This window comes from Escherichia sp. MOD1-EC6300 (assembly GCF_002965045.1).
Lineage (GTDB): Bacteria > Pseudomonadota > Gammaproteobacteria > Enterobacterales > Enterobacteriaceae > Escherichia > Escherichia coli_F.
The window spans coordinates 37,180-57,325 of the sequence record NZ_PTRH01000015.1 but is presented as its reverse complement, the minus strand read 5'-3'; the positions used below and the strand labels follow the sequence as shown (position 1 = coordinate 57,325).

The following is a 20,146-nucleotide window of genomic DNA, read 5'->3' as shown; positions in this document are numbered from 1 at the left end:
CCTGACACATTATTTTTCAATCGGATAGATAGTACCCGTATTCATAATGCCGTTAGGATCGAACTGCTTTTTCAGCCCTTCCAGCAACGCCCACGCGCTGCCGTGTTCCAGTTTGCTCCAGTGAACACGATGTTTACCGATACCGTGATGGTGTACCATCGAACCGCCGAGGCGAATGGTTTCTTCGCAGATGATTTTGTTGAGCGGATTGTGGTATTTGTCGATTTCCTCTTCCGGCTTACAGTCAACAACGTTGTAGTCGTAGACAAAATACATGTTGGTGCCGTTCTGATAGCTGTGGGAAGAGTGACCGCCCAGCATAGTGATGTCGTCGGCATGTGGGAACTCGGTACGAATACGGTTAATAACACTTTCGTAGATTTCGTGGATGCAGCTCCAGCAGCCGGAGACTTCGGTGGTAAAGCCCATGTTGCCGGTTTTGAGGATCTGCACACGTTCGGCAGCCACTTTATCCGGTCCCCAGTTCAGGTTGTTAAACCAGGTTTCGATCAGCTTGCTGTCCACGCGCTGGCATTGCGGGTAACGTGCCACGATTTCAGCAATCCCTTCGCCCGTCGCCTTCGCAATGCGAGGGTTACCTTCAGCCATAAAGATCAGCACGCATTTTCCGTCGGCAAAATGGGTGAAGTGTTGGGTGCCATCTTCAGCGTCATACAAACGAGCGATCGACGGACGATATCCTTCCACCATGATTTCACGCAGGATGTTGAAGCCGGTTTTCATGTCTTCCAGGATATAGCCGTAGAAGAGGTTGTTTTCCGGGGTGAATTTAAAGATTTTCACAGTAACTTCAGTGATATAGCACAATGCGCCTTCGTTGCCGATGATGATGTGACGAATGTCCGGACCCGCCGCGCGTCGTGGCACGTTTTTAATGCGTGTCACGGTGCCATCAGCCAGTACTGCTTCCAGGCCAACGACCATATCCTCGATTGCGCCGTAGAGTGTGGAGAACTGCCCGATACTACGGGTCGCCACCAGTCCCCCCATCTGTGCCAACGGTTTTGACTGCGGAGAGTGCCCCGTGGTGTAACCTTTTTCACGCAACGCGTTTTCCAGCACTTCCAGCGGAACGCCACATTGCGCCGTCGCCTGCATATTCTCTATATCAATATTAATGATTTGATTCATTGCAGAGCCATCAAGCACCACCGAGTTTTCCACAACGGTTTCCAGCCCGCCTTCGGTAGCGGAAGCACCGGTACGTGGTACGCCGTTAATTTTGTGTGCATTCATAAAATTCAGCACACGGGACACTTGCTCAGTGGAACCGAGTTTTACGACCGCTGCCGGAATAGGCAAAGTATAAATACCATGAATATCCGGAAATTTACGAAAACGATCAATACTGTTTTTCTTCAATACCGTTTCATCGGTAATTACGCGATCTGCACCAACAATTTCCTTTAGCTGGTCGACAATCGCTGCGCGAGATAAAGACATAGTAATTCCTTCCTGATAATAAAAATGGAATAGTCATTAATAAAAGAAATCAGAAACCACCGTTATGGATTAGCGCACTAAATAACCGCCATCAACCACTAATAAATGCCCGTTGACATAATTCGATGCCGGACTTGCGAGAAATATGGCTGCGCCCATTAAATCCTGAGTATCGCCCCAACGGTTTGCTGGAATATGATCAAGAACGCGCTGATTGGTTTCTGGATTACTGCGTGTCGCCAGGGTGATATCGGTAGCGTAATATCCTGGGGCAATACCATTTACCTGAATATTATATTGACCTAATTCATCGCAATAGGCTTTGGTAAATCCGGCAAGGGCGTGTTTAGTGGCAGAATAAGCAGGTGACCATTGACCACCTAAGTAAGAGAATAATGAACAGATATTAATGATTTTACCGCTTTTCTGCGGGATCATAATTTTTGCCGCTTCATAGCTTAACTCGAATGCGGCGGTCAGGTTCACGTCAATCATCGGGTCCCAGTCGGCACGACCGAAATCCAGCACCTTATTCAGCTTACATATACCGGCATTGTTAACCAGAATATCGACGGTGCCGAAACGTTCACAACAGGCGGTAATTATCTTCTGCGGCGCGCCTTCTGCGGTGATATCCACCTGCATGAAGTCCACCTCAACACCCTGTTTTTCAATCATTTCCTTTGTTTCGCCATTATCTTTAACGAAACTTGGAATAAAGATATTTGCGCCTGCTTTTGCCAGCGCCATGGCAAATGCCTGGCCTAAACCGCTATTCCCGCCGGTAACAATTGCGGTTTTACCTTTCAGGGAGAAAAGATCCATTGAGAACGCATTGAGAGATTCGATTGACATAGTTAGCTCCAATTTCCGTAAGGCAAAAAAAAAGAAAGGTAACTTCCCCCGCGAGAGGGAAGTTACCTTTCTCATTATCTCTGGTAACTGGAGATAATTTTTAGCATAAGGGCATAAGCGCTAATGTGATCGTAATCACAGTGTGATATTCGTATTATCAAATAATTTTAAAAAGCAGAAGCGTGACTACTCTCACACAACCCCCCTGCTTTCCATGTTATTTCTTATTGCAATTACTAGAGACCTGAGAAAAGTAATCCACCTGAAAGGGCGGCTTACTTTTCTCTTTTTTTTGTCTATTACAAATGGGAATACGATATGCAACACAACTCATATCGCCGTTGGATAACCCTAGCGATAATTAGTTTTAGTGGCGGCGTTAGTTTTGATCTGGCTTATTTACGTTATATTTATCAAATTCCCATGGCGAAATTTATGGGATTCAGCAATACCGAGATAGGTTTAATAATGAGTACCTTTGGTATTGCGGCTATTATTCTTTATGCCCCCAGCGGCGTTATTGCCGATAAATTTTCGCATCGCAAAATGATTACTTCCGCGATGATCATTACCGGATTGCTGGGTCTGTTAATGGCAACGTATCCACCGCTGTGGGTAATGCTCTGTATTCAGGTCGCCTTTGCGATAACGACGATTTTAATGCTGTGGTCGGTGTCGATTAAAGCCGCATCGTTGCTTGGCGATCATAGCGAGCAAGGGAAAATTATGGGCTGGATGGAAGGGCTGCGCGGCGTCGGTGTAATGTCGCTGGCGGTGTTTACCATGTGGGTCTTTTCTCGCTTTGCACCGGATGACAGCGCCAGCCTGAAAACGGTCATTATCATCTATAGTGTGGTTTACATCTTGTTGGGGATTCTGTGCTGGTTTTTTGTTAGCGATAACAACAACCTGTGCAATACCAACACCGAAGAAAAACAGTCATTCCAGCTTAGCGACATCCTTGCCGTTTTGCGTATCAGCACCACATGGTACTGCAGCATGGTGATTTTTGGCGTCTTCACCATCTACGCCATTCTGAGTTACTCCACCAACTATCTGACCGAAATGTACGGCATGTCGCTGGTGGCGGCGAGCTACATGGGGATTGTGATCAACAAAATCTTCCGCGCACTGTGCGGCCCACTTGGTGGCATTATCACCACCTACAGCAAAGTGAAATCCCCTACCCGCGTGATCCAAATCCTTTCCGTACTCGGCCTGCTGGCGTTAACTGCCCTGCTCATCACGAACTCTAACCCGCAATCGGTCGCGATGGGGATTGGTCTGATTTTACTTCTGGGATTCACCTGTTACGCCTCACGCGGGCTGTACTGGGCCTGCCCTGGCGAAGCGAGAACACCGTCTTACATTATGGGCACCACGGTAGGTATTTGTTCGGTGATTGGATTTCTGCCGGATGTCTTCGTTTACCCAATTATCGGCCACTGGCAAGACACCCTGCCCGCAGCAGAAGCCTACCGCAATATGTGGCTGATGGGCATGGCGGCGCTTGCCATGGTGATCGTCTTTACCTTTTTGCTGTTCCAAAAAATTCGTACTGCTGATAGCGCCCCCGCAATGGCTAGCAGCAAGTAAGCCAGGAAAATTACAGGAGAAAAATCATGTCGAAAAAATACATCATAGGGATTGATGGCGGAAGTCAGAGCACAAAAGTGGTGATGTACGATCTGGAAGGTAACGTGGTTTGCGAAGGCAAAGGCTTATTACAACCGATGCACACTCCAGATGCCGATACCGCAGAACATCCTGACGATGATTTATGGGCATCATTATGTTTTGCTGGTCACGATTTGATGAGCCAGTTTGCCGGGAATAAAGAAGATATTGTCGGCATTGGTCTGGGATCTATCCGTTGCTGCCGTGCGTTATTGAAAGCCGATGGCACGCCAGCTGCGCCGTTGATTAGCTGGCAGGATGCACGCGTAACACGTCCCTACGAGCACATCAATCCTGATGTGGCATATGTCACCTCTTTTTCAGGTTATCTGACACACCGTTTAACCGGCGAGTTTAAAGACAATATCGCCAACTATTTTGGTCAGTGGCCGGTGGATTATAAGACCTGGGCATGGAGCGAAGATACCGCGGTAATGGAGAAGTTTAATATTCCCCGACAGATGCTTTTTGATGTGCAAATGCCGGGCACTGTACTTGGGCATATCACACCACAAGCCGCGCTGGCGACACATTTCCCGGTTGGACTGCCCGTTGTTTGTACCACCAGTGATAAACCGGTAGAAGCACTGGGAGCAGGGTTACTGGATGATGAAACGGCGGTAATTTCTCTTGGTACCTACATCGCGTTGATGATGAACGGCAAAGCACTGCCGAAAGATCCGGTTGCGTACTGGCCGATCATGTCTTCTATTCCGGAAACCTTGCTGTATGAAGGTTATGGTATTCGAAAAGGTATGTGGACGGTGAGTTGGCTGCGCGACATGCTAGGCGAATCGTTAATTCAGGATGCCAGGGCGCAGGATCTTTCACCGGAAGATTTGCTCAACAAAAAAGCTTGTTGTGTGCCGCCTGGCTGTAATGGTCTGATGACGGTGCTGGACTGGCTGACCAATCCGTGGGAACCGTACAAACGCGGAATTATGATCGGCTTTGATTCCAGCATGGATTACGCATGGATTTATCGTTCGATACTGGAAAGCGTGGCGCTGACGCTGAAGAACAATTACGACAATATGTGTCATGAAATGAATCACTTTGCGAAACATGTGATCATTACTGGCGGTGGTTCGAACAGCGATCTGTTTATGCAGATTTTTGCCGACGTGTTCAACCTTCCGGCACGCCGTAACGCCATTAACGGTTGCGCAAGTCTGGGGGCCGCGATTAATACAGCGATAGGTCTGGGGCTATACCCGGATTACGCAACGGCTGTCGACAAAATGGTTCGCGTGAAAGATATCTTTATGCCGATTGAGAGCAATGCCAAACGCTACGACGCGATGAATAAAGGCATTTTCAAAGACCTAACCAAACACACTGATGTGATCCTGAAAAAATCGTATGAAGTGATGCATGGTGAGTTGGGGAATGCAGATTCGATCCAGAGCTGGTCGAATGCGTAAGTGAGGAAGGCCGGGCGGGAAACTGCCCGGCCTGAACATACCTGAATGGTTATCCCCGCTGGCGCGGGGAACATAAGTTCGACAACTTAAAAAATGATAACAAGTCCGGTTTATCCCCGCTGATGCAGGGAACATAATAAAAACTTTAACTAGTTCGGTTTATCCCTGTTTTTACAAGGAATATTAACTACACTCGATGTCTTTAGAATAAAAGACAATACGAATCGCACTTTATCAATTTTCACTTAAAGTATGAACTGGATATCTTTATTCATAAGAACTATTCATCAACAGCGTATAGAGGCGGTTATGTAAAACCACTCATTAGCCTCAAAACAAAGACAAACTTCCAGATTTATTACTTAATCAATGAATAACAAGCTTAAAAAATACACTGTTATTCTAAAGAAAAAATTAACAGGCATTAATTAATATTAAAAAAATAATATATTAAAATTTCTTAACGGTTTAAGGATTATACATATAACACTTTGATTAAATTTGATTTTTTGTATCGATAATTGTGAACTTATCTGGCATGGGGAACTATTTTGAACATGAGGTGTTATGTGGATATGTTGCTTATTACAAGTACAGCTAATATAAAAACTTGAGAAAGAGATAACGGGTTATATGGTGGTTTATCCCCGCTGGCGCGGGGAACACATGACGACCCATGACAGATGGCGTTTAACGTACGGTTTATCCCCGCTGGCGCGGGGAACACATCATATTTATGAAATTCGCTATTTGCTGAATCGGTTTATCCCCGCTGGCGCGGGGAACTCCTGTGAGTTATTCAAATGGGCGTCCAGTGATGCGGTTTATCCCCGCTGGCGCGGGGAACTCAACAGTTAACTGGATCTTGTCACGGGAAAAAGCGGTTTATCCCCGCTGGCGCGGGGAACTCCGTATTCAGATGTTGGCGCAGCTGCTGCAAGCCGGTTTATCCCCGCTGGCGCGGGGAACTCAAGGAAGATGCCTATAAAAAGGTTAACGCCCGCGGTTTATCCCCGCTGGCGCGGGGAACTCATAATTGATCGTGATTATCACGTTAGCGCCGCCGGTTTATCCCCGCTGGCGCGGGGAACTCTGTATCGTCTTCTACTAATTGCAGCTGAATGCCGGTTTATCCCCGCTGGCGCGGGGAACTCCGCTACACACTGTCCAGGAAATAGCGGGACGTCGGTTTATCCCCGCTGGCGCGGGGAACTCCACATTGTAAGGTTATAGCTGACAATGTCAGCCGGTTTATCCCCGCTGGCGCGGGGAACTCTACCAATCCGCACACTCCCACCACAAAAACGACGGTTTATCCCCGCTGGCGCGGGGAACTCCTGGCGGCGGAGCGGGAATAATCCTGATAACTCGGTTTATCCCCGCTGGCGCGGGGAACTCATCGCGAGCAAGAATTACAGATCCTGCACCGTCGGTTTATCCCCGCTGGCGCGGGGAACTCGCAAGGGCCAGACGGTAGCAACAATTTTACCGCCGGTTTATCCCCGCTGGCGCGGGGAACTCTCTAAACATAACCTATTATTAATTAATGATTTTTTAAGCCAGTCACAATCTACCAACTTTACAGGATCACACAAACAACACATCCATTATGTTAAAGAACACTTAATCCATTGATTAAAAAGGTAAATGTTTAAGATAACTCTATACCCACTAAAATCTACCAAACTTCACTGCAATAATTTTCACTCCAGCGAAAAATTAACGCCAGAGAATTTGTAGAGAATGATAATGATTAGTCCAGGACGGGCAAAATGGAGGTTTTTCAGAGGCGACAAAGAATATAAATGAGCAGAAGTCTTTACAGGTTCCACCCATTTATAACGCTTATAAATGTTTAATCAGGCAATATTTAAATATTTATGTGTTTGCATCGACAAACGCCAGTTGCGTGCAATGCAGGTTTCAATGCACAAACGTGTGGCATCATCCTTTTGGCTAATCGGCTGCAGTGCAATGACTCGTGGTTTATCATCGGTCAGCGTTGCCAGTAGTTCATCCAGTGCTTCAATATCACGTACGCGTCCCACTGGATGCTTGATTTCGTTGGCTCGCTCCAGTGCCTGTGACAACACTTCATAGCCGCCGCGCATGTTCAGCTTTGGCGATACGGTAACCCAGGTATTCGGCGTGCAGCGTACTTCATGAGTACCGCTGGTTTCGATCTGGCAGCTAAAACCGTTCTTTTCGAGCAGGTCAGTCAGTGGCAGCAAATCATGAATGCAAGGCTCACCACCCGTAATCACCACATGCCGCGCGGTGTATCCCTGACGACCAATGACAGCCAGCAAATCTTCACTGCTCGCCGCCCCCCACTTATCACTCTCTTTGGTCTTCGCCAGAATGCTGAAAAGGGAGACTTCCCGATCCTCAAGCTTTTCCCAGGTGTGTTTGGTGTCGCACCAGGCACAGCCGACCGGGCATCCCTGTAAACGAATAAAAATGGCGGGGACGCCGGTAAAGTAACCCTCACCTTGCAGGGTCTGGAACATCTCGTTAATCGGGTACTGCATAGCATTCTCTGTGAAGTGGATAATTGTTAATTATTGCAGATCCTGCCACAACAATCATGCCTTATTAACATTCTGTTACAGGCAGGTTTAAGGCAAAAAGTGGATTAGATCATAAAGAATAAAATGAAGTGGCGTATTATGTTTTAAGGAATTAATTAAAAGGGATTTAACCATGCTCAGAACATTCATCGTAATTATATTTATTTTCAATTTATCAGGCTGTGGATATAACGATATTCAAACCTATGATGAGCAGGTTAACGCTTCCTGGTCTGAGGTATTAAATCAATATCAACGTCGCGCCGATCTTATTCCTAATCTTGTCGCCAGTATTAAAGGTTATTCCAGCCATGAACAAGAGGTACTGGAAGCCGTAACATTGGCACGTAGTCAGGCTAATCGCGCCAGTAACGCTCTTCAGCAAACTCCGGGAGATGAACAAAAATTACAAACCTGGCAACAAGCTCAGGCGCAGGTGTCTCGCACTCTCGGTCAGTTAACGATAATTAGTGAACGTTACCCTGAGCTAAAGGCCCAGGAACTCTATCAAAATTTGATGGTACAGCTCGAAGGAAGTGAAAATCGAATTGCCGTTGCGCGAGGAAGATATATTAAAGCCATCGAACAATATAATGTCACTATCCGCAAATTCCCCGCAGTGTTAACCGCAAAAGTCATGGATTACACACCAAAGAAAAATTATTTGCCGGATGATGTCGCCGCTGTGAGTAAAGCCCCGACAATAGATTTTAGCCAGAATACTAATGCTCATTAAGCGAGGAAGTCCTGTGCGAAATTTTATCTTCCTTATGGCTTTCTTTTGTTCATCTGTGTTTGCCATACAAATTCCAGTGCCTGAATCACCCAGGTATGTGAATGACTTAACCGGTAAATTGACGAACGATGAAGTAAATACTTTGACCAATCAGATTAAAGAGCTGACGCAAAAAAGCCACGCACAACTGGTCGTGTTAGTGGTTGAAACAACGGGCGATGAAACCATCGAGCAGTACGCTACGCGGGTATTCGATAGCTGGAAACCGGGTGATAAAGACCGCGATGATGGCGTTCTACTGTTAGTCGCCTGGCAGGATCATACCGTGCGTATTGAAATCGGTTACGGACTGGAAGGCGTTATTACGGATGCGCAGTCCGGGAAAATTATTCGCAACAGTATTATTCCGGCATTTAAAAATGGCGACCTTGCTGGCGGCTTGCAAAAGGGAATAAGCGATATTGATAATCGTCTGACGGGGAATAATTTAGCAACGATAACACCGACCGATCACCCTTTGCCCTTTAGCGGTTGGTGGGCTTTGTTAGTCTGGGCAATAGTACTGACCTTTATTTCCGCCAGAGGATATTTCAAAACGCTGGGACTAATTTGCTTCACAGCTATTGTACTGGCCTTTGTTTTACCTATAGCAGGTTTCGGCGGAAGCTGGGGAGTACTCGCAACATTACTCTGCTTCGCCACACCGTTCCTGGCTGTCGCTATCGCTTTTACCCCCTTCGGCAAAAAGGTTCGGGATTCGATGCGCAGTGCCAACCGACCGTCACGCTACGAAAGAAGTAACTCGGCCTCCTGGCGTTCTTCATCATCGTCGTCATCTTCCTCTTCATCCTCTTTTGACAATGATAATTTCAGCGGCGGCGGCGGTTCATCTGGCGGCGGTGGCGCCTCCGGGCGCTGGTAACAAAAGGAATTGAAATGCGTATTTTTCTCTTACTTCTGATGCTATGTGGTTTCCAGGCATTCGCTGAACAATTGCCTTCAGTAACTGACTTAACCGGGACATTAACGACAGAAGAACAAACTGCTTTAACTCAACAATTACAGACTCTCGAGCAGCAAAACCACTTTCAGGTGGCCGTGTTGGTAACGCCGACCACTGGGGGTAAAGACATTAAACTTGCAGCCTCGCAAAGCTACGGGTTATATCACTGGAAACCTGTTGGAGAGAAGCGGTACGGCGAAGGTATCTTAATTCTCGTCGTTTGGCCGGAAGGGCTGGCGTCAATGAAGATTGGGCATGGACTGGAAGAGATGCTGCCACCGGAACAAGCTGCGCAAATTGTTCATTACCATATGCAACCGGAATTCAAAAAAAATAATCTCTTCTCCGGGTTAACGCAGGGAATTGAAGGCATCGCACAGTTTACCTATATAAAAGCGAATCTTAGCCCTTTGGATGCTTTAGCCAATCATCTGTTTGCTAATCCGCAACGCTCTCTGCCATGTCTTGCCTGGACACTGCTGATGATCGTTGCCATCGTTGTCCTCTGGCGATTTACCACCCATCCAGGGCCTGGCATATGGATGATATCGATGATTACCCCTATGGTCTGGTTTTTCTGCTTTCAGAACGATGTCATCATTCGACGGATATCGGTCGTTTGTTTTAGTTTATTTTTCGCAGCAATCTGCTGGCAGCGTCTCGCGGTAGTTTTTAATATATGCCGCGCATTTCCTATGATGCTGGCCCCCCAAAATAAAAACGCTAAAGTGAAAAAACAAAAGAAGGCTCCGCAGGTTCGTGAATCAGGACGAAATTCATTGTTTGTCGTGCTGCTGATAATTGTTGTGGGATGGTGCCTGGTATTTGCCAGTAATAAAGATATTGCGTTCATCTCAACAATTATTGGGCTAATTGATCATTTTATCGGCCCAATAACCATTGCTGGCATCGTTCTGCTGATCATTGTGGCCAAATCTACTGGCAATCTTAAACTGGGATCAGGGCATAAAAGCAACAAGAAAACGGGGAATCGTAATGCTCATTCTCGTTCTTCGTCGAAAAACTCTTTCCGCGGTGGCGGCGGTTCTTCTGGCGGTGGCGGTTCATCCGACCGTTGGTGATCGTTATGCGTATAATCCTTTTTCTACTCACTTTATGGTGCCTTCCTGTGCTTGCCCAGCAAATTGCTGTGCCGGAGCTGCGCCAACAGGTGACCGATATTACTGGTACCTTAAGCACGTCTGAACAACAATCACTGACACAACAGCTGCAGGATATTACACAAAAAACACGGGCACAGGTTGCCGTATTAATAGTGCCATCCACCGGAGACGATACCATTGAACAATATGCAACACGCGTTTTTGATAGCTGGAAACTGGGAGATAAGCAGCGAAACGATGGCATTTTACTTCTGGTTGCCTGGGAAGATCATGCTGTTCGTATAGAAGTCGGCTATGGGCTGGAAGGGGTGGTTACCGACCTGCAAGCGGCAAAGATTATCCGTGATATATTAATCCCTGCTTTCAAAAGTGATGACCTGATGGGGGGGTTAACACTGGCAAGCGAAAATATCGGCGCACTTCTGATGAATGGTGAATTACCGGAAGGCAGGGGGAATTATTACAGTATCAATCCCCCTATCCCATTTTCGCTTGCTGTAATTATATTGCTGGCAGTGCTTTCATATTTTATTGTTTTTACCGATCCGTCGAATTTACCCTGGATAACTCTCACTGCCGCAATTTACGGGATGGTATTCCTCTATGTTGCCGAGCCAGGACCATGGACGAATTTAATCGTTGCCTGCGGTATGTTAACGCCTTTTGCGATCGTAGCGCTGCTTATCTTTTGGCTTATCGTTAATAAAAAGCTACGAGCCAAATACAAGACGCTCGGTAAAGAAAGAGCTTCAAGAAAAGGTTCTTCTTCATCCTCTTCCGGTGGCGGCTCAAGTGGCGGCGGATTTAGCGGAGGTGGCGGTTCTTCTGGCGGTGGCGGCGCGTCTGGCCGCTGGTAACTCAACCATAAAAAATGCCAGCCCGAAGGCTGGCATTTTTAAATCAGATAAAGTCAGGCTTATGCCTGGCCTTTGATCTCTTTACGACCGTTGTACGGTGCTTTTTCGCCCAGAGCTTCTTCGATACGAATCAGCTGGTTGTATTTAGCAACACGGTCAGAACGGCTCATAGAACCCGTTTTGATCTGGCCTGCAGCAGTACCAACAGCCAGGTCAGCGATGGTAGCATCTTCAGTTTCGCCAGAACGGTGAGAGATTACTGCAGTGTAGCCAGCGTCTTTCGCCATCTTGATTGCAGCCAGAGTTTCGGTCAGAGAACCGATCTGGTTGAATTTGATCAGGATGGAGTTAGCGATACCTTTTTCGATACCTTCTTTCAGGATCTTGGTGTTAGTTACGAACAGGTCGTCACCAACCAGCTGGATTTTGTCGCCCAGAACTTTGGTCTGGTATGCGAAACCGTCCCAGTCAGATTCGTCCAGACCGTCTTCGATAGAAACGATCGGGTACTGTTTGGTCAGTTCTTCCAGGAAGTGAGTGAATTCTTCAGAGGTGAACGCTTTGTTGCCTTCGCCAGCCAGAACGTATTTACCGTCTTTGTAGAATTCAGAAGCTGCGCAGTCCATCGCCAGAGTGATGTCTTTGCCCAGTTCATAACCAGCAGCTTTAACAGCTTCAGCGATAACAGCCAGAGCTTCAGCGTTGGAACCCAGGTTCGGCGCATAGCCACCTTCGTCACCAACAGCAGTGTTCATGCCTTTCGCTTTCAGAACTTTTGCCAGGTGATGGAAAACTTCAGAACCCATGCGGATGGCTTCTTTCACAGTTTTCGCGCCAACCGGCTGAATCATGAATTCCTGGATATCAACGTTGTTGTCAGCGTGCTCACCACCGTTGATGATGTTCATCATCGGAACCGGCATGGAGTATTTGCCCGGAGTACCGTTCAGTTCAGCGATGTGCTCGTACAGCGGCATGCCTTTAGCGGCAGCAGCAGCTTTGGCGTTAGCCAGAGATACAGCCAGGATTGCGTTCGCGCCGAATTTGGATTTGTTTTCGGTGCCGTCCAGGTCGATCATGATCTTGTCAATGCCAGCCTGATCTTTGGCATCTTTGCCAATCAGCGCCTGAGCGATCGGGCCGTTAACTGCAGCAACAGCTTTAGTTACGCCTTTGCCCAGGAAACGGGATTTGTCACCATCGCGCAGTTCCAGAGCTTCACGGGAACCAGTAGAAGCACCTGACGGAGCAGCTGCCATACCGACGAAACCACCCTCCAGATGTACTTCGGCTTCAACAGTCGGGTTACCACGGGAGTCGATGATTTCACGACCGATGATTTTTACGATTTTGGACATTAGGTTTTCCTCAAGTCACTAGTTAAACTGAAACTCCAGACAAACAACGCGTACCCTGGGTACGCGTTGCCGTTCTAACTTTTTTACTTACTTCGCCTGACGTTTCTGGAACTCACTGGCGGCTTTCACAAAGCCTGCAAACAGCGGGTGGCCATCACGTGGAGTAGAAGTAAACTCCGGATGGAACTGACAAGCCACGAACCACGGATGATTCGGAACTTCGATGATCTCGACCAACTGATCATCCCCGGAACGGCCCGCAACGCGCAGACCTGCATCTTCAATCTGTTTCAACAGCATGTTGTTGACTTCGTAACGGTGACGATGACGCTCAACAATTGTCGGCGCATTGTACAGCTGGCGAACCAGGCTATCGTCAACCAACTGGCACTGCTGTGCGCCGAGACGCATGGTACCGCCGAGATCGCTCTTCTCGCTACGAACTTCAACGTTGCCGTTTTCATCGCGCCACTCGGTAATCAGCGCCACAACCGGGTACTTACAGTCTGGCACAAATTCCGTAGAGTTGGCGTTCTCCATGTTGGCAACATGGCGAGCGTAATCAATTAACGCCACCTGCATACCCAGGCAAATGCCCAGATAAGGAATATTGTTCTCACGCGCAAAACGCGCGGTCGTAATCATGCCTTCTACGCCACGATAGCCGAAACCGCCAGGTACGAGGATTGCGTCCAGACCTTTAAGGATTTCAACGCCGCGCGTTTCAACATCTTGTGAATCGATCAGTTTGATGTTGACGCTGACACGATTCTTCAGCCCACCGTGTTTCAGTGCTTCGATCACGGATTTGTAGGCGTCCGGCAGTTCAATGTACTTGCCGACCATACCAATGGTGACTTCACTTACCGGATTCGCTTCTTCGAAGATAACCTGTTCCCATTCGGACAGATTCGCTTCCGGGCAGTTTAAGCTGAATCGTTTACAAATATAATCGTCCAGCCCCTGCGATTTCAACAGGCCCGGAATTTTATAGATGGAATCGACGTCTTTCAGAGAAATAACCGCTTTTTCCGGAACATTACAGAACAATGCAATCTTCGCACGTTCGTTCGCCGGAACAGCGCGATCTGAACGACAAATCAGAATGTCAGGCTGGATACCGATGGAGAGCAGTTCTTTTACAGAGTGCTGAGTCGGTTTGGTTTTGACTTCACCAGACGCTGCCATGTACGGCACCAGCGTCAGGTGCATAAACAGGGTGTGCTCACGGCCAATTTCAACAGCCATCTGGCGAATCGCTTCAAGGAACGGCAGGGATTCGATATCACCTACAGTACCGCCGATTTCTACCAGTACCACGTCATGACCTTCGCCGCCTTCCAGCACGCGCTCTTTGATAGCGTTAGTGATGTGCGGAATAACCTGTACGGTTGCGCCGAGGTAGTCGCCGCGGCGTTCTTTGCGCAGAACGTCAGAGTAGATACGACCCGTGGTGAAGTTGTTGCGGCGGCTCATTTTGGTACGAATGAAACGCTCGTAGTGCCCCAGGTCCAGGTCGGTTTCAGCGCCGTCTTCAGTAACGAACACTTCCCCGTGTTGGATTGGGCTCATAGTACCTGGATCGACGTTGATGTACGGATCCAGTTTCATGATGGTCACATTGAGGCCACGGGCTTCAAGAATGGCTGCGAGGGAGGCTGCGGCAATGCCTTTACCCAGAGAGGATACGACCCCGCCGGTCACAAAAATATAGTTCGTTGTCATGCTGAACCTGAGAAGTTAGGTTGAAAAGACGATGGAATAACCAGGACGGGAAAGCAGTATACCCGAACATGACCTGTGCCACAAACTTTCATTATCCCTCCTCTTCGCCAGCGCACTATTGAAATCAGGAGTGAGAAAATAGCCCCTTTGGGGTAAATGTTTTTGACGCAAATCAAGCGCTTGTCATTTAAAAAATGACACAAATCGCGCTTGACCGCGTAATTCCCTTAGAGATCAATTTCCTGCCGTTTTACCTGTTGCCAGACTTCTTCCATTGTTTCGAGGTCAACACCTGTCATTTCCAGTCCACGCGCGGCAACAATACGCTCCACTTCGCGAAAACGGCGCTCGAATTTTTCATTGGCTTTTTGCAATGCGATTTCCGCTTTTGTCCCTAAATGACGAGCCAGATTGACCGTGGCAAACAGCAGGTCACCCATTTCCTCCTCCAGTTTAGCCTGGTCGACAACAGCCTGCCGCGCCTCGTACATCACCTCGTCGATCTCTTCGTAGACCTTATCGACTACCGGGCCGAGCGTCGTCCAGTCAAAGCCAACGTTGGCGCAACGTTTCTGGATTTTTTGCGCACGCATTAAAGCCGGCAAACTACGAGGAATATCGTCCAGCGCCGAATGCTGCGCTTTCTGCGCGCGCTCTTCGGTTTTGATTTGCTCCCAACGGGCGAGCACTTCATTACTGTTTTCGGCAGAACTGTCAGCAAAAACATGCGGATGGCGACGCTCTAATTTATCGCTAATCGCAGCGCAAATATCATTAAAGTCAAAGCGCCCTTCTTCCTGAGCCATTTGCGCGTAAAACACCACCTGGAACAACAGATCGCCGAGTTCACCGCGCAGATCGTCAAAGTCTTCGCGGGCGATGGCGTCCAGCACTTCGTAGGTTTCTTCAAGGGTGTAAGGTGCAATGGTGGCAAATGTCTGCTCTTTATCCCACGGGCAGCCGTTTTCCGGGTCGCGAAGACGCTGCATAATAGTGAGCAAACGGTCGATTTGATTCATTAGAATGTCCTGAAAATTGCGGGTCTGTCAGGTGGAAACCTGTGACCAGAATAGAAGTGAGTTAGTAACACCTAGCCAATCAGCACGTTAATTTTGGCTTTAATGAGTTGTAATTCCTCTGGGGCAACCGTTCCTTTCTTCGTTGCTCCTCTTGCCCGCCAGGCGATACTTTTTACCTGATCAGCTAACGCTACACCATCACGTTCCTGACCGGATAAAACAACTTCGAACGGATATCCTTTTGATTGCGTTGTACAAGGAACACACAGACACATACCTGTTTTGTTGTTGTACATGAACGGACTCAGGACAACAGCCGGACGATGTCCGGCTTGCTCGCTACCTTTTGTCGGGTCAAAATCAACCCAAATCAGATCGCCCGTATCGGGTACGTATCGGCTTACCATTACCAGACTTCCTTATCTTTCGGCTCCCCCCAGTCGATATTCTCGTGGAGGTTTTCCGGCGTGATGTCGTTGACCAGTTCAGCAAGCGTAAATACGGGCTCTTTACGCACTGGCTCAATAATTAATTTGCCATCCACCAGGTCAATCTTCACTTCATCATCAATATTCAGATTGAGCGCCTGCATTAACGTAGCCGGGATCCGCACCGCCGGTGAATTTCCCCAACGCTTTACGCTACTGTGGATCATAACCCTTTCCTCAAACCGCTATCATATGTAGATACAGTATATATCAATCTACATTGTAGATACGAGCTAATTTCGGCCTAACTCCCGTGCAACCGACGCGCGTCGATAACATCCGGCACCTGGTTGAGTTTACCCAGCACGCGGCCCAGCACTTGCAGGTTGTAAATCTCAATAGTCATGTCGATGGTTGCCAGTTGCTGTTTGGTGTCGCTACGGCTGGCAACGCCAAGCACGTTCACTTTCTCGTTGGCGAGAATGGTCGTGATATCACGTAACAACCCACTACGATCATTAGCCACCACGCGGACCACCAGCGAATATCCGGCGGAGTAGCTCTCACCCCATACCGCGTCAACAATGCGTTCTGGCGCATGGGAGCGCAGTTCCGCCAGTTGTTCGCAATCGGCGCGGTGTACTGAAATACCGCGCCCCTGGGTAATGAAGCCGACAATCTCATCTCCAGGAATCGGCTGGCAGCAACGCGCGATGTGGTGCATCAGGTTGCCGACACCTTCTACCACCACACGACCGTTATCTTTACTGCGGTTTTGCGGCGTATAGCTTTTTTGCTGAAGTTGCTTCAGCGCGGCGGCATCCTGCTCTTCGGCACTCGGCTTATTAAATTGCGATTGCAGGAAGTTCACCATCTGATTGAGACGGATATCCCCGCCACCAATCGCTGCTAACAACTCGTCGACATCATTGAAGTTGTAACGCGGCAGCAGATGTTTTTCTGCTTCTTTCAGGCTGATCCCCAGATGTTCCAGCTCGTCGTCAAGGATTTGCCGCCCTGCCAGAATGTTTTTGTCACGGTCCTGTTTACGGAACCAGGCGTGAATTTTCGAACGCCCACGGCTGGTTGTGACGTAACCGAGGTTTGGGTTTAACCAGTCACGGCTGGGGTTCGGCTGTTTCTGGGTGATAATTTCAATCTGGTCGCCCATCTGCAACTGGTAGGTGAACGGCACAATGCGCCCGCCTATTTTTGCCCCGATGCAGCGGTGTCCGACATCACTGTGGATGTGGTAAGCGAAGTCCAGCGGCGTTGATCCCGCAGGCAAATCAACGACATCACCTTTCGGCGTAAAGACATACACCCGGTCGTCAAAGACCTGGCTGCGTACTTCGTCGAGCATTTCGCCGGAATCAGCCATCTCTTCCTGCCACGCAATCAGTTTACGCAGCCAGGCAATTCGGTCTTCATGTCCCGAACGTGCGCCGCCAGCTGCCGCGCCTTCTTTATATTTCCAGTGCGCAGCAACACCCAACTCTGCATCTTCATGCATCTGTTTGGTGCGGATTTGGATCTCAACGGTTTTGCCACCCGGCCCCAGAACCACGGTATGAATAGACTGATAACCGTTTGGTTTCGGGTTAGCAACGTAATCGTCAAACTCATCCGGCAGGTGGCGATAGTGAGTGTGCACTATCCCCAGTGCGGCATAACAATCCTGTAAACGCTCGGCGACAATACGTACCGCACGCACATCAAACAGCTCATCGAAGGCGAGGTTCTTTTTCTGCATTTTGCGCCAGATACTGTAGATGTGTTTCGGACGACCATACACTTCAGCTTTAACGCCTTCAGCTTTCATCTCAGCGCGCAGATGACCGACAAACTCTTCGATATAGTGTTCGCGGTCGAGACGGCGTTCATGCAGCAGTTTTGCGATGCGTTTGTATTCGGTCGGGTGGAGATAACGGAAGCAGTAATCTTCCAGCTCCCATTTCAGTTGTCCAATCCCAAGACGGTTCGCCAACGGCGCGTAGATATTGGTGCACTCTTTTGCCGCCAGTACGCGCTCATCTTCCGGCGCGTCTTTTACTTCGCGCAGATGAGCAATACGCTCTGCCAGTTTGATGACCACGCAGCGGAAATCATCGACCATCGCCAATAACATCCGGCGAACGTTATCGACCTGTTCGGAGGAAACAGAATCAGTATGCGTCGCTTTCAGCTGGCGGATCGCCGCCATATCACGCACGCCGTGAATAAGGTTAACGACCGACTTACCGACGCTCTCACGCAGCACATCTTCGCTAACTACGTTGGCATCCGCCAGAGGGAACAGCAGCGCCGCCCGCAGCGTGTCAATGTCCATACTTAATGTCGAGAGGATCTCCACCATCTCAACACCACGCCACAATAACAGACTGGCATCCGGATGCCCCTGCGTCTGTTGCAGACAATACGCCCAGGTTTCGGCTAAGCACTCACACGACTTCTGGCTGGTAATACCCAGACTTGCGATCCATTTTTCCGGATCAAATTCACCAGCCTTATTGATATGTGCACTTCTTACCGCAACCATCGTCCTCTCCTTTAGGGACCAGACCTGCCGAAATCGGCAAATCGTAACTATTTAACGCGCGAGAAAAGTACCATCGATTCCAGATGTCCCGTGTGTGGGAACATATCCAGCATCGCCAGTCGCGCAATGGTATATCCTGCTTTTAATAACGCTTCGCTATCCCGAGCCAGCGTTGCAGGATTACAGGATACATAAACTATACGAATAGGTTCCAGTTTTATAATTTGCTGCATAACACCTGCGGCACCTGCTCGCGCCGGGTCCAGCAACACTTTATCGAAGCCGTTTTTCGCCCACGGCTGCTTTGTGACATCTTCTTCAAGATTTTCGTGATAAAACGTCACATTGTGTAAGCCATTAAGACGCGCATTCTGCTGGCCTTTTTCAACCAGCGCCGGAACGCCTTCTACACCCACCACACTGGCAGCTTGTGTCGCCAATGGCAGTGTAAAGTTGCCCATACCGCAGAACAGATCCAGTACGCGATCTTCAGGTTGTACATCCAGCCATTCCAACGCACGCGCTACCATTTTTTGGTTCACACCCGCATTGACCTGAATAAAATCGCGCGGGCTAAAAGTTAAGCGCAACCCGTTTGAGTCATACCAGGGCATCTCACCAGAGACGGTTTCGAGTATCTCACTATCGGGGGCGAGATACAGATCCAGGCCTTCAGAATGCGAAAAGCGTTCCAGTTTTTCGCGATCTGCCGAACTTAGCGGTGCGGTATGGCGCAAAATCATCAGCGTGCCGCTGGTTGCCTGTACCAGTTCAACATGACCAAGATGGCGCATAGCTTGTAAGCTGCCCAGGCATGCCCTGACTTTGGGCAGCAATGCTTCAAGTTGGGGCACTAAAATGGGGCATTGTTTAACGTCGACAATGTCACTGGAGCCCGCTTTGCGAAACCCCATCTGAAGTTGCTGTGTTTTCGGTAAGTAGTTCAGACTTAAACGCGCGCGACGGCGATAGCCCCAGGGAACATCGGCGATCACTTCAGAGACTTCGTGTTTCATTAATCGGGCGAGTGCCGCACTTTTGCTTCGCTGCTGTAAATCCTCGCTGGCGTGTTGTTGCTGACAGCCACCGCATACGCCAAAATGAGGGCAGCGTGGCGTTTCGCGTTCCGGGCTATCGCTTAACCGGCGCACGACTTTAGCGCGGGCGTACTGTTTTTTATCTTCAGTAACAGTAACTTCCGCGTTTTCCTGTGGCAATAATCCAGGAATAAATAACGCTTTGCCGTTATGTCGTGCCACGCCCTGACCAAAAGAGTCGAGGTCGTTGACTGAAACAGTTATGATCTGACGCGTCGTCGTGCGTCGTTTTGCAGAGTAGAATTGCGCCATTGGCGAGACTTTCTCAAT

Annotated in this window: 15 protein-coding genes, 1 pseudogene and 1 CRISPR repeat array; of the genes and pseudogenes, 6 read left to right on the top strand and 10 right to left on the bottom strand. The window is 48.7% G+C overall.

What is annotated here, in order from left to right; all coding sequences use genetic code 11:
• Positions 1–9 precede the first annotated feature (9 nt).
• Both BGE37_RS19575 and BGE37_RS19570 read right to left on the bottom strand, forming a co-directional pair.
• Positions 10–1,464 carry an FAD-binding oxidoreductase gene (locus BGE37_RS19575; protein WP_000059300.1) on the bottom strand — a complete coding sequence of 485 codons (1,455 nt, stop codon included), beginning with the start codon at positions 1,462–1,464 and terminating at the stop codon, positions 10–12.
• A 69-nt stretch (positions 1,465–1,533) separates the two neighbouring features.
• On the bottom strand, positions 1,534–2,319 hold the full coding sequence (locus tag BGE37_RS19570; RefSeq protein ID WP_105288357.1) for an SDR family oxidoreductase: 786 nt from the start codon (positions 2,317–2,319) through the stop codon (positions 1,534–1,536).
• A gap of 318 nt (positions 2,320–2,637) precedes the next feature.
• Here BGE37_RS19570 and BGE37_RS19565 point away from each other — a divergent pair, with 318 nt between their 5' ends.
• A complete protein-coding gene (locus BGE37_RS19565; protein WP_105288356.1) occupies positions 2,638–3,915 on the top strand; it encodes an MFS transporter in 1,278 nt (425 codons plus the stop codon).
• Positions 3,916–3,941: 26 nt separating this feature from the next.
• Positions 3,942–5,420, top strand: a complete 1,479-nt coding sequence (locus BGE37_RS19560; protein WP_105288355.1) for an FGGY-family carbohydrate kinase — start codon at positions 3,942–3,944, stop codon at positions 5,418–5,420.
• Between the two features lie 637 nt (positions 5,421–6,057).
• Positions 6,058–6,941: direct repeats of the CRISPR family, unit length 29 nt; unit sequence CGGTTTATCCCCGCTGGCGCGGGGAACTC.
• A gap of 338 nt (positions 6,942–7,279) precedes the next feature.
• Here the strand turns inward: BGE37_RS19560 and queE are convergent.
• Positions 7,280–7,951: a 7-carboxy-7-deazaguanine synthase QueE gene (gene queE / locus BGE37_RS19555; RefSeq protein ID WP_001199973.1), complete on the bottom strand. Its 672-nt coding sequence runs from the start codon at positions 7,949–7,951 to the stop codon at positions 7,280–7,282.
• 172 nt (positions 7,952–8,123) lie between these two features.
• Between queE and BGE37_RS19550 the strand changes: the two genes are divergently transcribed.
• The 4 genes and pseudogenes from BGE37_RS19550 (at position 8,124) to BGE37_RS19535 (ending at position 11,710) form a co-directional block, all read left to right on the top strand.
• Positions 8,124–8,726: a LemA family protein gene (locus BGE37_RS19550; protein WP_032185013.1), complete on the top strand. Its 603-nt coding sequence runs from the start codon at positions 8,124–8,126 to the stop codon at positions 8,724–8,726.
• A 13-nt stretch (positions 8,727–8,739) separates the two neighbouring features.
• Positions 8,740–9,411, top strand: a pseudogene (locus BGE37_RS19545) (TPM domain-containing protein); the annotation flags it as partial.
• A 251-nt stretch (positions 9,412–9,662) separates the two neighbouring features.
• Positions 9,663–10,811: a TPM domain-containing protein gene (locus tag BGE37_RS19540; RefSeq protein WP_032185015.1), complete on the top strand. Its 1,149-nt coding sequence runs from the start codon at positions 9,663–9,665 to the stop codon at positions 10,809–10,811.
• A complete protein-coding gene (locus tag BGE37_RS19535) occupies positions 10,808–11,710 on the top strand; it encodes a TPM domain-containing protein (RefSeq protein WP_123057339.1) in 903 nt (300 codons plus the stop codon). Before BGE37_RS19540 ends, BGE37_RS19535 begins: the two co-directional genes overlap by 4 nt.
• A gap of 59 nt (positions 11,711–11,769) precedes the next feature.
• Here BGE37_RS19535 and eno read toward each other — a convergent pair whose 3' ends face one another.
• From eno to rlmD, 7 genes are all read right to left on the bottom strand, one after another.
• A complete protein-coding gene (gene eno / locus BGE37_RS19530; RefSeq protein WP_000036723.1) occupies positions 11,770–13,068 on the bottom strand; it encodes a phosphopyruvate hydratase in 1,299 nt (432 codons plus the stop codon).
• 87 nt (positions 13,069–13,155) lie between these two features.
• Complete coding sequence (gene pyrG / locus BGE37_RS19525; RefSeq protein ID WP_000210878.1) at positions 13,156–14,793, bottom strand: glutamine hydrolyzing CTP synthase; 1,638 nt, start codon at positions 14,791–14,793, stop codon at positions 13,156–13,158.
• Positions 14,794–15,020: 227 nt separating this feature from the next.
• Positions 15,021–15,812 carry a nucleoside triphosphate pyrophosphohydrolase gene (mazG, locus tag BGE37_RS19520; RefSeq protein WP_032185017.1) on the bottom strand — a complete coding sequence of 264 codons (792 nt, stop codon included), beginning with the start codon at positions 15,810–15,812 and terminating at the stop codon, positions 15,021–15,023.
• Between the two features lie 71 nt (positions 15,813–15,883).
• Complete coding sequence (mazF, locus tag BGE37_RS19515) at positions 15,884–16,219, bottom strand: endoribonuclease MazF (RefSeq protein WP_000254750.1); 336 nt, start codon at positions 16,217–16,219, stop codon at positions 15,884–15,886.
• Positions 16,219–16,467, bottom strand: coding sequence for a type II toxin-antitoxin system antitoxin MazE (mazE, locus tag BGE37_RS19510; protein WP_000581937.1), 249 nt, complete (start codon positions 16,465–16,467; stop codon positions 16,219–16,221). Before mazE ends, mazF begins: the two co-directional genes overlap by 1 nt.
• Positions 16,468–16,544: 77 nt before the next feature.
• Entirely contained in the window at positions 16,545–18,779 is a 2,235-nt protein-coding gene (relA, locus tag BGE37_RS19505; RefSeq protein ID WP_000226815.1) for a GTP diphosphokinase, read from the bottom strand.
• Between the two features lie 47 nt (positions 18,780–18,826).
• Positions 18,827–20,128 (bottom strand): 23S rRNA (uracil(1939)-C(5))-methyltransferase RlmD, encoded by a 1,302-nt coding sequence (gene rlmD, locus BGE37_RS19500; protein WP_000046780.1) that lies wholly within the window; start codon positions 20,126–20,128, stop codon positions 18,827–18,829.
• Between the last annotated feature and the right edge of the window lie 18 nt (positions 20,129–20,146).